Raw genomic sequence first — 15,518 nt, 5'->3', positions numbered from 1 at the left:
TTATTTATAAAGGTAATTTAAAAGAAGTCTAACCATAAAATGTGCAAACAATGTGGAAATAAGAAAAAATTATGATCGGTCATTAAATTTAACAATTTAATGCAAATAATTTAGTCCCAATAAGGGTTATCGCCAAAATAGTCAGCAAAATAATCGATAAAAGCTCTAACTTTTGGAGCAAGCAATCTAGAGCTAGGATAAACAGCCCAAATTGCTGTATCAGTCGCAATGGGATATTTATCAAGTATTTGAACAAGTTCTCCGCTTTGTAGATGTTTATAAACACTCCATTTAGAACTAATGGTAAGACCTAAACCATTAACACAAGCATCTCGAACAGCTTCACCATTATCGGTTCTTAATACGCCTTTCACTTTAATGTTCACTTGTCCCTTGGGTGTATGAAACGCCCAATCGTCTAGGCCTATTAATGTAATACATTGATGAAAATTTAAATCTTGCGGAGATTTTGGCTCTCCATTTTTGGCTAAATACTCAGGTGATGAACATAATATTCTAGTGTCGGGTGCAAGTTTTTTAGCAATTAAACTCGAATCTTTTAATGCAGAATTACGAATGGCAATATCGAAGCCACCTTCAACCAAATCCACTATGGTATCGGAGAGTTTTAAATCCACATGTAAATCGGGATATAAGGTTAGAAACTGTGTTAGCGCCGGCAGTATATGCATTCGCCCAAAAGAGGCGGGCGCTGCAACACGTAATGTGCCTCGGGGAAATGCGTTACCCGCACCAACTGAAGCGCGCGCGGCTTCAATACTAGAGATCACATCTTCTGCATGTGGCAAAAAAGCTCTCCCTTCTTCAGTAAGTGATACTTTGCGGGTGGTTCGATGAATTAATCTAACCCCTAATTCTGCTTCTAGTTTATTAATATGCGCACTAGCAACGGCTGGAGATAACCGTAACTCACTGCCAGCTAGACTAATATTATGAGTCGCGGCAATTCTAATAAAAAGTTTAAGATGTTCAATATTCATTATTATCAACAAAAACTATAAAGTGATTCTTTATTTAAGCCTATTATCAAAACAATTAATAGTAAATATACTGACTTCATTAAATAACATCTATTAGTTAACGACTTAATCAAAAAAGGTAAATCTCATGAAAGCAATGATCATAAAAAGTTTTGGTGGCTCAGAAGTGTTTGAAGTAGCAGACATCGCAAAACCTGACGTTAAAGCAGGCCATGTTCTCGTTAATATTAAAGCAAGCAGTGTAAATACAGTAGATACTATGATTCGTCAAATGGGCGATGATTTACCGCTTTCTCCGCCATTACCTGCAGTATTAGGAATGGACTTTGCCGGTATCATTGCAGAAGTAGGCGCAGGTGTTACTCAATTTTCAGTTGGGGATGAAGTTTATGGCTGCGCTGGTGGATTAGCCGATTTACCTGGCACATTGGCAGAATACATCGTTGCTGATGCCAACTTAATCGCTAGAAAAGCAAAAAATTTAACTATGCGTGAAGCGGCTGCAATTCCTTTGGTAGGTATTACTGCCTACGAAGGATTAACCCGTGCCAATACAAGTAAGGGTCAAAATGTCTTAGTACATGGTGGCTCAGGTGGTGTTGGCCATATTGCTGTTCAACTTGCTAACTATATGGGCGCTAATGTTTTTGCTACCGGTGGTGGTGATAAACAACTCGCTTTAATTGAAACGCTTGGTGCAAAAGGTATTAATTACAAAAACGAAACAGTTGAAGAGTACGTTGCTAAACATACCGACGGCCATGGGTTTGATGTAGTTTTTGACTCTGTTGGTGGCGAAAACATGACTAATTCATTTAACGCAGCATCGTTAAACGGTCATGTTGCTTCAACGGTTGCTATGGTGGAATTAGATTTAAGTGTTGCGCATTTTAAAGGACTTTCATTACATGTAGTATTTATGTTGATCCCTATGTTGCACAACTATAAACGTGAAAACCATGCTCAAGTTCTTAACGCATTAACCAGAATAGCTGAAACTGGCGCGTTACGCCCAGTGTTAGATGAGCAAACGTTCAGTTTAGAAGAAGTAGGTAAAGCACACGATCGCCTTTCAAGTGGTCAAGGCATGGGTAAAGTCGTCGTAGACGTTTAAGAAATTATTCACCTTAAAGCGCGTACTAAAAGGCTCTATTAGTAATCATTTCCTTGTAGCAAGCATTGGTACTTAGCCTAAGTTGTTTTGGGGCAGAATTAAGTAGGTTACTCTTTTAATTCTGCCCCATATTCTTAAGTGAAACTGACAGAAATAAAATGAACAAAAGTGGAGTTTGAAATGCACACCTCGTTAGAACAAGTTGATTTTGACTCGATTAATCGAGGTTACAATCGTATTTTCAAACCTAATCGGTTAAGTATTGGTTTAGTTATTCCTATAGAAAATTACGCTGATAATTCTGTACCGACCATGGAAGATCATATTGAACGTGTACAACTCGCTGAAAACTTAGGTTTTGCATCAATATGGTTGCGAGATGTGCCTTTTGATGTGCCTTCATTTGGTGATGCCGGACAAATATTCGACCCTTTTGTTTATTTAGGATTGTTATCCGGTATAACGAAAAACATTACCCTTGGCGTATCAAGTATTGTATTACCGACAAGGCATCCAGCCCATGTTGCTAAGGCAGCGGCAAGTGCCGATGTTTTATCTAAAGGGCGATTAGTTTTAGGCGTTGCCTCTGGTGATAGACCCGAAGAATACCCTGCATTGAATGAATCATATGACGATCGCAGCATTCGTTTTCGAGAAAGTTTTTCTTATATAAAAAGAATGTGGCAAGACAAGCCAGCCTTTAATAATCACTATGGCCAGCTTGACGGCAACATCAATATGTTACCTAAACCCGTTTCCAACAAGCTTCCTTTAATTGTTACGGGAAGTAGCCAACAAAACATCAGTTGGATTGCTGAGAATAGTAATGCTTGGATGACTTACCCAAGGAAACTTGACGACCAAACTCATGTGATTAATCATTTTCAACACAAGGTAAAAGAAGCTGGTAGAGCGGTTCAACCCATTATGCAGCCACTTTATATTGATTTAGTTGATGATCCAGACTTTCCCCCAACGCCTATTCACCTAGGCTTTAGGATTGGAACTCGCCATCTTATTAATTATTTAAGCTCGTTAGAAAGTATTGGCGTAAATCACGTTGCACTGAACTTACGATTTAATCAATTGAATATTCCGGCAACATTAAAACGTATTGCAGATGAAATATTACCCAATTTTTCTGCTTAATTTATGACTTAACTTTACTATTTTAAGGGCAACAACATGAAAAAAGTAATTCTAATCACAGGTGCAACCGACGGTATTGGCCTAGAAACCGCAAAGCTTTTAGCGGCGGCTGGTCATGATTTATTAATACATGGCCGTAGTATTGCAAAGTTAAACACTATTAAAAAACTATTATCGACAATACCCAATGCAGGAAGCATCAACAGTTACTTAGCTGATTTATCTGCTTTTTCTGATGTTAAAAAATTGATAGTAGATATTAAAAATGAACATAAAAACCTTGATGTACTCATTAATAATGCAGGTGTGTTTAAAGCTAGTAATACAACAACACCCGAAGGATTAGATGTTCGATTTGTTGTTAATACTATTTCTCCCTATAGCCTTGCTCAAGCGCTTTTATCCTTACTTGGCAATTCAGGACGAATTATTAACCTTTCTTCTGCTGCCCAATCACCTGTATACATTGAAGCATTACTTGGCAAGGCCGAACTAAGTGACATGGAAGCTTATGCCCAAAGCAAGTTAGCCATTACTATGTGGAGTAAAGTGCTTGCCGAAAAACTTAATGGCGAAGGGCCAACAGTTATTGCCGTTAATCCTGGATCTTTACTTGCCTCAAAAATGGTAAAAGAAGGGTTTGGTTTTGAAGGCCATGATTTAAGTATTGGCGCTAAAATATTAGTACGTATGGCACTAGAAGACGGTATTGCTAAACATACCGGTGAGTATTTTGATAACGACATTGGACAGTTTTCTCAACCACACCCAGATGGGTTAAATCCAAAAAAATCGGCAGCCGTGATTGAAGCGATAGAAACCATTATAAACCTAAACTAACAATAATTAGTGCTATCTTTAACAGTGTGCTTGAGGCAATTTCTATCACTTTACCTAATTATCTATAAGATAATAGGTTTTACGAATGTAATATTTTAGCGTACTAATTACGGGGTAGTATTAGTTTCAGATGAAAGAGCCCGTGCTTTACTTTTAGCTCTTTTTTTTCTTTGCTCTTTTTTACTCGCTAATACTACGGTATTTATAAACTCGGCTGATTTCTTGGCGGGGTTATAAGCAATTTCAATAATATTACCGTTATATTCGATAATATCGCCATGACGAATCTTTTTACGCTTTTGAACAACAACATTATTATTTACTAAAACATTACCTTCACTGATCATGGTTTTAGCTTCGCCACCACCAACCATATTGGCTATTTTAAGGAGTTTAAAAAGTTCTATCGGTTCAACACAAATGTCGAAAGTTGGGTGTTCAGACATGAAATACGCCTAATGGTTCTAAAAAATAAGATTATTACTATTCTAGCACGCATTGCATAAAACTTATATTAACGATACTTTTATGCTGAACAAGAATATCCGGTAAATAACGAATGTTAGAATACGCCAAAACGTTAGTTACCAAGGGTAAAAACTAAATATCAAAACAATTTTTAAATGATTACTAACGGACAGATTTACTTAAAATTTATCGTAAAACACCTGTTAAATTAAGCGCTTTGCACACGCATAATTTGATTTTCAATATCAATTAAATGACCGGTTTTAAGCCAAACTTTTGCACCTTTTTTACCCGCTTTAGCGTGAATTTCACTATGTACAGGAACACGTAGCCAGCTATGCTTTGTTAACGTATCTTTTTGCTCATTTAATGAGCCTGACAATACCAGTAATTCAGCGCCCTTTGCTACATTCAGTGTTATTTCAGCACCCGGTTCAAAATGTAATAAGCTCACTTCTTCAATAGGGTCTTTATACAAAGGAGTAACATGTATTCCCTTAAAATCTGCATGGGGAACACTGCCCATAAAATCTGTTTGCAAGCATACATGCGTTCTATCATTAGGCTGAAACTGCCATAACTTTACCAATATAACGCAACCCGTTGCTGAACTTGGCTGATGTTTAGATTGCGGTGGGTTTCTAATATAAGAGCCAGCAGGAAAACTGCCATGTTCGTCTTGAAATATACCCTCAAGCACAATAAATTCTTCACCCCCCGTGTGTACATGAGGTGAAAATTCACTACCGGGCGCATACCGTACTATGGTTGTCGCACGAGCAACTTCAGCGCCTACTCTATCAAGGGGTCTTCTATGCACACCCGGCATAGGTGATTCAATCCATTCAAGCGAGTCGCTATGCACAACAACACGTTGACTAAAATCTGCAGCAATTTTCATTTTTAGTTCCTCAATTTAATTAACCTAACTTAACCTAAGCTCAACTTAGTTAATAAAAACAAAAGGTCGATAAACATCGACCTTTGCTGTGTATTTCACTATTGACGATTAAGTCATATGGAAGAAACAAAGTTTATTTCCATCTAAATCATAAACATATGAACCATAGAAGAAATCAAAACGTTGTCCAGGTTCACCAGCATCAGTAGCGCCTAATTCAATTGCTTTATTATAAAGCGCTTTTGCACCTTCAATAGAGCCACCAGGAATAGCAACTTGCTGTCCATTACCACAACTTTGTTCTTCATTATTGTGAGGAATACATACCGCTAACATTGCACCGCCAGCTTCTGTTCCATAAAATTTAATTCTATCCATTTCCATTACTCTTTTACCGCCAACTAGCTCAAGTAAAGCATCGTAAAAAGAAACAGCTTTGTCTAGGTCTTTTGAACCAATAGTAGTATATCCAATCATTGTTAATACCTTCATTTTATAAGTTAAATGAGTAAACATATTTGTAAGTTGTTAGTGGAATAGCCTTATAAATACATTTTGCTTCGAACGAGGGAATACTATCTATCTACCAGTAGGTAGTCAACGATTTATTTTAATCCGTTCTTAAAAAACACTTATAAATACTAGTAAGACAAAACATAACAACTTGATTTAAAAGTTAATTTTATTATTTTATAAAAAACAAATAATTATTAAATCTTTCAAGCAGAGGTTTAGACAGGCTAATAATTAGCAATAAAAATTGACATTCTCTTAAACAAAGCTCACGATGCACATAAACTATCACTTGGTAGGTAGGTGTTTTTTTAAGGTTGGATATCCGTAGTGCCACCAAGCCTGACTAGCTTGATTACGTTAATAAAGTTAATGTAATTCACTGCAATTTCTTCAAAGTAAAATGCCTTGTAATGGACAATCTACTGTTAGATAATTGCCCGTCAAGTCATAGGAAGATGATCATGAGTAAAAAAGAAGAGCTCTTAAAAATCGCCGAAAATAAAGTACGCCAAGGCGGTTACAACAATTTTAGTTTTAGAGAAATTGCCAATGAAGTAGGCATTAAGAGTGCCAGTGTGCATTATCACTTTCCTACAAAAGCTGATTTAGGGGCTGAGCTAGCACATCAATATACCGACGCTTTTTTAGCGGCATTAGGTGATGTTGACGACATTAAAGCACGAGGCGAAAACCCTATTGATATTTACACTCAAATTTTCAAAGGTGCATTACTAACTGATGATAAAATGTGTTTATGTGGATTATTAGGTGCTCAAAACGAAAGCTTACCAGAAAAAGTGCAAGTTGAAGTAAAACGCTTCTTTGATAAAAACTTAACTTGGTTACATGCTGCACATACCGCCAATGGCGAAGCTAACCCCGCTCATGCTGCAATAACCACAGTAAGTTTACTTGAGGGTGCAATGATGATTAGCAAAGCCCTAAACGACCATAGCTACTTTACACTTGCGACTCAATAATTGGGCATACTGAACTCGATTCAGGATCTCAATCGTTATGCTATTACCCTTGGAGATTCCGTATTAAGAACCTTATTGTTACTAAATTATCAGGTTAAACATTACCGTTATTGTCATTAGGCGGTTCACCGCTTTCATCCTCATTTTGTACTTCTTCCTGCTTTATTCTTTCCAGTTTTTTGATTTCTTGGGCTGGAATTGGAAAAATAGATATTAGCGGGAAAATAGCTAGAAATACAAAGGCTCCTTTGGGCATCCTCTTACTCCAAACCACTAACCTATACATTCCTCGAAATATAAATAAAAGAAAAAAAATGACCAAGCAGTAATAAACAATGCTATCTATATCAATTGTATTTAATAAGTCCATCTGCTCTCCTAATCGGTCATCTAAAATATATGGGGAGATTATTAAGAATATTCAAGTAGTTGTTACACGTTTGTAAACATATCAATCAACAAGCAAGCACCTAAGCCAATTGTTCCTTGTCCTGTTCAGTGACTTGCTATATTTCAACACGCTATACGTATAAAATTGTTCACTTAATTAATGAAGCGGGTATTAAACTTATCAATATACTCAGATACGATACAATTACAGCACATAACACCCATACTGAAAGCTTGTTTACTACCCTTTGCTGCATACCAAGAGATTAAATGATGACGTTAGATTCAACAAATAAAGAATATAACCTGTTAGCAGAATGTATAACATCGCTTAATAGTGTTAATTTCTCACAACAACTAGTTGAATTTATTGATGCTTTTATCGACTATGATTGTCTGCTTATTCTTGGTTATCGACAGGGCAAACATCCCATCTACCTGTATGACTCTATTGATTCTAAACGAGAGTTACTTTTTCAGCGTTATTTAATAAATTCATTTGTTTACGACCCGTTTTATATTGCTTTAACCCAAAATAATATTGAAGGCGTATATAGCTTACAAGACGTTATCTCAGATATTGGCGAATATAAAAACTACCAACAGGCGTTCTACCACGAAACCAATTGGCAAGATGAATTAGGCTTAACGGTGCGTATTGATGCAGCACGATGGGTTGTTATTTACTTTGGCTACACGCAGACAGAAAAAAAATTTACCAAACAACAAAAGCAACAATTAAAAAATCGTTACCCGCTAATACAAGCTTTATGTTATCAGCATTGGTCACATGACACCTTTGTTTTAGGCAGCTCTAAACACAGCAATATCAGCCAAGCGATCAAGGAAGGAGTCGCTACTTTTGGTAAAGATCTACTAACGTTAAGAGAGCAAGAAATAACAGCGCTATTAGTACAAGGGTATGACTCTAAAGATGTTGCCGCGCATTTGTCGATAACCATTGGCACAGTAAAAAACCATCGAAAACGCATATATTCACAGCTCAACGTTGCTTCGTTAAGTGAATTATTTCAGTTGTTTTTAAATCATATCGCTCGCAATTAATTCTATTCTCTATCCCTTTAGGGACATTGTTGAGATGTATTAACTTCTTTAACCTAGCTTTACTCATTACTTAAATAAAACAGTTAAAGCTAGAGCGAAAATATGACCACTCAACTATTGAACGATATATCCCAACGCGGTTTACTTTCTCAAATCAGCCAGCAAGAAGAACTTGGTAAGCTATTACAAACACCGCAAGTGGTTTATTGTGGCTTTGATCCAACAGCAGGAAGTTTGCATATTGGACACTTAGTGCCGTTGCTGATGCTAAAACGATTTCAAGATGCTGGCCATCAATGTATTGCCTTAATTGGTGGCGCAACGGGTTTAATAGGCGATCCAAGCTTTAAAGCCACAGAAAGGTCATTAAACACCAAGCAAACGGTTCAACAATGGGTTGATGCATTGTCTGCACAAATACAAGAGGTAATGACGGCACATTTAGCACAACCGCTAACCATTCAAAACAATGCCGAGTGGATTGGCTCAGTGAATATACTCGATTTCTTTCGCGATGTCGGTAAGCATTTCTCTGTTAACGCAATGATAAATAAAGAGTCGGTCAAACAACGATTACTGCGTCCAGAGCAAGGACTTTCGTTTACTGAATTTAGTTACTCATTACTACAGTCTTTTGATTTTGCAGAGCTAAATAAACGTTTTGGCTGCTGTTTACAAATAGGCGGTAACGACCAATGGGGCAATATTGTGAGTGGTATTGATCTAACTCGTCGCCTTAATAAAACTAAAGTGTACGGGTTAACGCTGCCACTCATTACTAAATCAGATGGCACCAAGTTTGGTAAAACCGAAGGTGGCGCAATCTGGCTTGACCCAAGCAAAACCTCACCTTATGCCTTTTACCAGTTTTGGTTAAACACCGACGATGCCGATGTATACCACTTCCTACGTTACTACACCTTCTTGTCTAATGAAGAGATTGATGACATTCAACGTACCGATCAATTAAGTAAAGGCAAACCTAAGGCGCAGCAAATATTGGCCGAGCAACTCACGCATTTTGTGCATGGTGAAGTAGGTTTAAACAGTGCAATGCGTATCAGTTTTTCGCTATTTAATGGCAATGTGCAGCAATTAAGCTTATCAGAGCTAACACAACTTGAACTAGACGGGTTAGACGTTATCACTATCGGTCACAATAGTAATATATGTGACTTGTTAGTTACCGCTAAGCTTGCTAATTCAAAGCGTATTGCTAGAGAGTTGATAAGCAATAATGCCATTAAAGTGAACGGCGAACGAATCGACCATGCAGAGGCATCGTTAGACTTTCCACTCTTTGACCGTTTTTGGATTATCCAACGCGGCAAAAAGCAATTTAAACTGATCAAAAAACAGTAATTTAGTAATTGTTAAAAATATTAGGGTTAGGTTTCAACGAAGCTGATTCTAATGGTTTTAATAATATTTAATACTTAACGTTCTAATTAGCTTCATATAATATATTGTATATTGATATCTTGATGTAATAAGGAAGTTATAGCCCATGCTCTTCAAATAAAAAAGCTCAAAGTATCAATTCTCCGACGATAAAGGAAGGCAGCAAAAACAAGACGAAGACGTTGCCTTAAGCAATTAGAAGTATTAAATAGAGAAGGATTTTCATGAATCAAACTGGCATTTACGAACAGTTAATCACGCAGTTAGTTGAAAGTAATTTAGACCGCGACGCTTTTTATGTTGGTGAAAGAAAACTAGAAGCTGGCGAAGCGGCAACATGGTTATCAAGATTCTTAACCCGTTTGATTGAAATAGCTATGGACTCAGTGCCTAGTGGTGACACTCGAATTCATGATCAAATTAACTTAGCCAATACTATCGTTAAATGGCTAAGCACTCATATTAAAGATGAAGAACTCATTAGTGAAAACCTGTTAGACAGCCAAGGAAAAATACTTACCGCGCTATTTGATAAAGCTAATCCTATCTCTGCTGATCTCCCAAAATACGTTGACGCCATCATGCCAATAACAGGGCTAACGCAAAGTGAGTTATTTTGTGGCAGTAATGTAGGCATCTCGTTAGAAACTGAAATTAAAAGAGAAATACAATCATCTGACAAAATCTATTGGCTAGTATCATTTATTAAGTGGGCTGGCATTCGTATATTTAAAAAAGAATTAGAATCTTTTACTCGGAGTGGCAAACAATTAAAAATAATTACCACCTCGTATATGGGTGCAACGGACGCCAAAGCGGTTGAGTTTTTAGCATCTCTTCCTAATACCGAAGTAAAACTCAGTTACAACACCAACCGCGAACGGTTACACGCTAAATCTTATTTGTTTATGCGCAATACGGGCTTTCATACTGGCTACATTGGCTCGTCTAATTTATCGCATTCAGCGTTAACTAGTGGTTTAGAGTGGAACTTGAAAATTACCTCTAAAGAAATTCCGCATATCATTGAAAAATCGTTAAGTACCTTTGAAACCTACTGGGAATCACCTGACTTTGAATACTTTGATGGTGAAATAGAAAGTCGTGAAAAATTAACTAACGCACTTCAAGAAGCCAAAGGTAGTTTTAGTAATACATCAGCTAACTTCTACTTTGATATAAAACCGCATTCACACCAGCAAACCATATTAGAAAAGTTACAAGTTGAGCGTGAATTACATAATCGCTACCGAAACCTAGTAGTTGCCGCAACAGGCACAGGTAAAACTATTATTTCAGCATTTGATTTTGCCAATTTTTACCGTGATAACCCAGAAGCTAATTTTCTATTTATTGCACATCGTGAAGAAATTTTAAAACAAGCGCAAGGTGCATACCGTGGCGTTTTAAAAAATAGCAGCTTTGGTGAATTATGGGTTGGCAATAACAAACCAAATAAGTACCAACACTTGTTTGCTTCTATTCAAAGCCTAAATTCAAAAATGAGTAATCAATTAGATACACTTAACTTGAGTGAAGATTATTTTGACTACATTGTTATTGATGAAGTACATCACGTTTCTGCCAGCAGCTATCGTGCAGTATTAAAACACTTTACCCCTAAAATATTACTCGGTTTAACGGCAACACCAGAGCGCCATGACGGTACAGATATATTAAGTGATTTTTGCAACGTCATCGCGGCAGAAATTCGATTACCAGAAGCGATCAATCAACGACACCTTTCACCGTTTCAATACTTTGCTATTGACGATGATACCGACCTAACCAAAATATCATGGTCTAGAGGCCGTTATGATATTGCTGAGTTAACCAATTTATATACGCATAACGATCAACGTGTTTTACGCATTTTACAAAGCCTTGATGAAGTCGTAACCGACATAACACAAATGCGCGCATTAGCTTTTTGTGTCAGTAAAGAACACGCCACATTTATGGCGCAAAAGTTCACGTTAAAAGGCATTGCTTGTGGCGTATTAACCAGCGACAACAGCAAAGATCGCGAGGTAATGCAGCAGGCGTTAAAATCGAAACAAATTAACATTTTGTTTGTTGTTGATATTTTTAACGAAGGTGTCGATATTCCAGATCTAGATACTTTATTGTTTTTACGACCAACCGAAAGTTTAACCATATTTTTGCAACAACTTGGGCGCGGTTTACGTTTAACCGATAACAAAGAATGTTGTACCATTTTAGATTTTGTTGGCAATTCGCGGCCTGAGTATGACTTTTCAAGTAAGTTCAGAGCACTAACAGGTAAAACCAACCAATCTATTGATAAAGAGATCAAGCAAGGTTTCCCTCATCTACCTTTAGGTTGTCGTATTGAGTTACAAGAAAAAACACAAGCGATGATTTTAAGTAATATCAGGCGCGCATCTTTAAATCAAAATCGGTTTATTAGCTTAATTAATAAATTTTCAGAAGATACAACACTTCCGTTAACGCTAACTAATTTTTTGCATATTAATGAGCAATATGCGCTTGAAGACCTTTATAAAGTAAAAGTCGGCAAGTTTGGTGGTTGGTTTACTTTAGTGAACAAGGCAAAGGACAAAGAAATAGCAGAACAAGAAAAAGAAGTTTATGCCGCATACTATCGTGCCATTAATAACCGTTTATTAAACTGTACTTCTATTTCACATTTGCGTTTTTTACAGAAATTAGTACAAGCTGATTTTTCATTAAGTGCAGTAGAAAACACCAATAAAGATGCAAAGTTACTTTCATTAATGTGCCATTACGATTTTTGGGATAATGCAGGTAATAAGCTTGGTTTTGATAATATCGAACAGAGTTTAGCCGCGCTAAAACATCCAGAACTACAAGCAGAGTTAGCAGAAGTTATTGCGTTATTAATTGACCGTTTAGACGTAAATGAGTTTGCGATGCCAAAAGTGAAGAATACCGTTGTCGATAGCACACCATTAAGTATGCACGTTCGTTATCCTAAAGAGCATATTCTTGTGGCCTTTGGTGATAGTACTTTTAGCAAAAAATCATCTAGCCGTGAAGGTGTGCTTAATGTAGCCAATGCTAATACTGAATTGCTTTTTGTTACCCTTAATAAATGTGAAAGTCAGTTCACAGCAACCACCATGTATCACGATTACGCAATAAGTCCGACTTTATTCCATTGGCAAACGCAAAATAACGCCAAACCTACATCTGGACGTGGTTTAGGTTATATCGAGCAAAAGAAAAACAACAAAACTTTCATTTTATTTGTACGTGAACAAGCCAAAGATGAAAGCGGTAGAACTATGGGTTTTGTTAACTTTGGCCCTGTTGATTTTGTAAAATATGAAGGTAGCCAACCAATGAATATTACATGGAAATTAAAACATCCCATGCCAGCGTATTTGTGGCATGAGACAGCTAAGCTGGCGGTGGGTTAATTATATATTAAAAACTCATCAAGTTAGTTGTTTACGAGGTTGATTCTACCACTCTCTCAACTGCTGCATTTCTTTCAATCGCCCGCGCTGCATTACCAGTGCTTCAAACAAATCATCTATTGATTCATTGTCTGAGTTTAACCCCGGTAAGGCAATATTCGCTTCGGCAAAAAAGCGTTTAAGTTGGCGGTTTTCAACTTGTGTTTCAGCGGTGATTTCTGGTGTTTCAGGAAACATCTTAGTGCTGATTGCATAACCAGCGGACATCTCATTTACTTCATCTTTCTGTGCCGTTGTAGCAGCTTTTGTATTTATATCGGCTTTTTTATTGTCAGTTGTCACATCATTAAGCCATGCTGCTTGCCACCAATGTTGAATACGTTCTTTCGATTGCGTTAACTTGAGTTCGGTTGGTAAACGGTCGCTTTTTTGATTGTTGATAACGCTATCGGTGGGCAGTAAATTCCATAAATCGTTATTTGGCCAGCGCGAAAATGGCATGCTGTGGTCAATATCGTATTTGTCGTTTAATGATTTAGCCGACCAAACACATTGCGCTACTTCAGGTGACTTGTGCTTTACTTGCTCAAAACGTTTACGTACTTCTGTGGTGGTGCGCACAGGCTCTAACCAGTTTAACGCTTGATGTAAATAGTATTGGTTTTCAGGTGATGCGTGTTGGCTGTTCCCCGCATAACCCGCCATGGTTTTCACCCATTCGCTGACTAAAACAGGTTCAATCCAGCAAGCGTAGCGATTAAAAGCCAACCAAGTTGATTCTGGTAATGAAAATTCACCCCATTGTTCAAGTGATTGTAAATCAAGAAACAAGCTGTCTTTCGCTTTAACGGTTCTATTGGCTACTTCAAATACAGGCTTGTCGCTGTTAGATTCTTGATTTAGAAAGGTAATGTATTTACACGGCATATTTTTAATATTACTTACCGCCGCCGATAATGTTTTATGTAGTGCAATAGCATCATCACCGACAAACAAGTTGCCAATACGATAATCTGATGCGGTTCTGTGGGTTAATTTGTGCCAACCATCGGCTTTCATAAAGCCCATATTAGGGTTTTTATTCGGGGTTTGAAAAAGCTTCCGGTCATCAATTAAATCTTTATATTGATGACACCAGTAAAGCGCCACTAAACCAGCAGGTAAAATAACTCGGTCACCAAAAGGTGAGCTTTCTCTACGAAGTACAGCACCGGGGTGACCATCAGCAATGCGCAGTAAAACTCTTAACAAGGCGAGCTTATGTGTCGCAGATTTACCGTCGTTTAAGGCAACGTGGCGAATAAAAGGGAAAGCACCGCTACCATCGTCTGGTAATTGCAGCACCACGGTTTGCCAAGAAACATGATTACGGCCTAGTTTATCTGTTTCTTTTACGGTTTCTAGCTTGGTAAATAAACCAACGTCGGCAGCCAGTTGTTTTAATTCATCGGCACACACATCAAACATTTTTCGGGTTTTGTAGTCGTCGGCGGTTTGTCCATGACGCAGTGAAATAACGAGTTTGCCACCAGGTTTAAGTAGGTTTGCCAATTTACGTATTGAACGAGCGCGATCACTCGGTGGAATATGCATCCAAACAGCACTGAGTAAAATTAAATCAAAACTAACTTCTTGTTGAGTCACCTTGGTGAGTGCTGGTAATGAATCGTCTAGCCATTTTACCTTGATATCTTTTGTCGTATTTTGCCCAATAAGTGCCAATGATTGTGCCGGTTCAACAGCAAAAATTTGAATATTATTGTTGGTTTGATGAGTGTGGGCAGCTAGTTCAGCAAAGTATTTAGCATCACGGCCTGAGCCTGCTCCAAGCTCTAAAATACGCGCATTAGGATTTTCAATTATTGATGGCAAAAGCTGCAACCAACTTTGGTGAACCTCTTCAAACGACTTGGAAAGGTATTGTTGCGCTAATCCTGTAGCATTATCGTTATAAAATCGATTGTTCAATTACTTAACCCTAAGTGTCACTGAAACATACAAATTTTTCTTCCATGTTAGTTAGAATCTCAAACCTTCTCAGTATTGTCAAAGTTAATTCTTTAAAACGCTATTAAGATCAATATATTAATTTGCTTCGCTTCTTGCTTGTATTTTCTCTATACCTTAACTAATTCTTAAATCGAGCTCATGAAATTAATCGCTAAATAAAGAATTCCTGATTATCTAATCCCTTAATTAATAAAGAAATAGTGTTAACTGGGCCTAATGTAAACACGAAAAGTTTTTAAACTAAGTTGACTTTAATAT

At 37.3% G+C, this 15,518-nt stretch carries 13 protein-coding genes; 7 read left to right on the top strand and 6 right to left on the bottom strand.

Features of this window, described 5'->3' with window-relative positions:
* Positions 1-110: 110 nt before the first annotated feature.
* Entirely contained in the window at positions 111-1,001 is an 891-nt protein-coding gene (locus KO509_RS02590) for a LysR family transcriptional regulator (protein WP_215971726.1), read from the bottom strand.
* A gap of 127 nt (positions 1,002-1,128) precedes the next feature.
* Here KO509_RS02590 and KO509_RS02585 point away from each other — a divergent pair, with 127 nt between their 5' ends.
* The 3 genes from KO509_RS02585 to KO509_RS02575 all read left to right on the top strand — a co-directional run bounded on the left by KO509_RS02585 (position 1,129) and on the right by KO509_RS02575 (position 4,104).
* Positions 1,129-2,115, top strand: coding sequence for a zinc-dependent alcohol dehydrogenase family protein (locus tag KO509_RS02585; protein ID WP_215971725.1), 987 nt, complete (start codon positions 1,129-1,131; stop codon positions 2,113-2,115).
* A gap of 180 nt (positions 2,116-2,295) precedes the next feature.
* Positions 2,296-3,264, top strand: a complete 969-nt coding sequence (locus tag KO509_RS02580; protein ID WP_215971724.1) for an LLM class oxidoreductase — start codon at positions 2,296-2,298, stop codon at positions 3,262-3,264.
* Between the two features lie 36 nt (positions 3,265-3,300).
* Positions 3,301-4,104: an SDR family NAD(P)-dependent oxidoreductase gene (locus KO509_RS02575; RefSeq protein WP_215971723.1), complete on the top strand. Its 804-nt coding sequence runs from the start codon at positions 3,301-3,303 to the stop codon at positions 4,102-4,104.
* A 107-nt stretch (positions 4,105-4,211) separates the two neighbouring features.
* Here the strand turns inward: KO509_RS02575 and KO509_RS02570 are convergent, their stop codons facing one another.
* From KO509_RS02570 to KO509_RS02560, 3 genes are all read right to left on the bottom strand, one after another.
* On the bottom strand, positions 4,212-4,550 hold the full coding sequence (locus KO509_RS02570) for an RNA-binding S4 domain-containing protein (RefSeq protein WP_215971722.1): 339 nt from the start codon (positions 4,548-4,550) through the stop codon (positions 4,212-4,214).
* A 230-nt stretch (positions 4,551-4,780) separates the two neighbouring features.
* On the bottom strand, positions 4,781-5,473 hold the full coding sequence (locus tag KO509_RS02565; RefSeq protein WP_215971721.1) for a cupin domain-containing protein: 693 nt from the start codon (positions 5,471-5,473) through the stop codon (positions 4,781-4,783).
* Between the two features lie 108 nt (positions 5,474-5,581).
* The gene (locus KO509_RS02560) at positions 5,582-5,950 is read right to left on the bottom strand and encodes a VOC family protein (protein ID WP_215971720.1); all 369 of its coding nucleotides are present in this window, start codon (positions 5,948-5,950) and stop codon (positions 5,582-5,584) included.
* 500 nt (positions 5,951-6,450) lie between these two features.
* Here KO509_RS02560 and KO509_RS02555 point away from each other — a divergent pair, with 500 nt between their 5' ends.
* The gene (locus tag KO509_RS02555) at positions 6,451-6,969 is read left to right on the top strand and encodes a TetR/AcrR family transcriptional regulator (RefSeq protein WP_215971719.1); all 519 of its coding nucleotides are present in this window, start codon (positions 6,451-6,453) and stop codon (positions 6,967-6,969) included.
* A gap of 94 nt (positions 6,970-7,063) precedes the next feature.
* Here KO509_RS02555 and KO509_RS02550 read toward each other — a convergent pair whose 3' ends face one another.
* Positions 7,064-7,339, bottom strand: a complete 276-nt coding sequence (locus KO509_RS02550; RefSeq protein WP_215971718.1) for a hypothetical protein — start codon at positions 7,337-7,339, stop codon at positions 7,064-7,066.
* 290 nt (positions 7,340-7,629) lie between these two features.
* Here KO509_RS02550 and KO509_RS02545 point away from each other — a divergent pair, with 290 nt between their 5' ends.
* From KO509_RS02545 to KO509_RS02535, 3 genes are all read left to right on the top strand, one after another.
* Positions 7,630-8,424: a helix-turn-helix transcriptional regulator gene (locus tag KO509_RS02545; RefSeq protein WP_252727344.1), complete on the top strand. Its 795-nt coding sequence runs from the start codon at positions 7,630-7,632 to the stop codon at positions 8,422-8,424.
* A 102-nt stretch (positions 8,425-8,526) separates the two neighbouring features.
* Positions 8,527-9,786 (top strand): tyrosine--tRNA ligase, encoded by a 1,260-nt coding sequence (gene tyrS, locus KO509_RS02540; protein WP_215971717.1) that lies wholly within the window; start codon positions 8,527-8,529, stop codon positions 9,784-9,786.
* A gap of 263 nt (positions 9,787-10,049) precedes the next feature.
* Positions 10,050-13,250: a DEAD/DEAH box helicase gene (locus KO509_RS02535; protein WP_215971716.1), complete on the top strand. Its 3,201-nt coding sequence runs from the start codon at positions 10,050-10,052 to the stop codon at positions 13,248-13,250.
* A 45-nt stretch (positions 13,251-13,295) separates the two neighbouring features.
* On the opposite strand, the gene KO509_RS02530 is transcribed toward KO509_RS02535, so the two are convergent.
* A complete protein-coding gene (locus KO509_RS02530; protein ID WP_215971715.1) occupies positions 13,296-15,218 on the bottom strand; it encodes a class I SAM-dependent methyltransferase in 1,923 nt (640 codons plus the stop codon).
* Positions 15,219-15,518: the final 300 nt, after the last annotated feature.

The organism is Colwellia sp. C2M11 (assembly GCF_018860915.1).
Classification (GTDB): Bacteria; Pseudomonadota; Gammaproteobacteria; order Enterobacterales; family Alteromonadaceae; genus Colwellia.
Note: the sequence above shows the minus strand (reverse complement) of the source record. Positions and strands in the feature narration are given on the sequence as shown.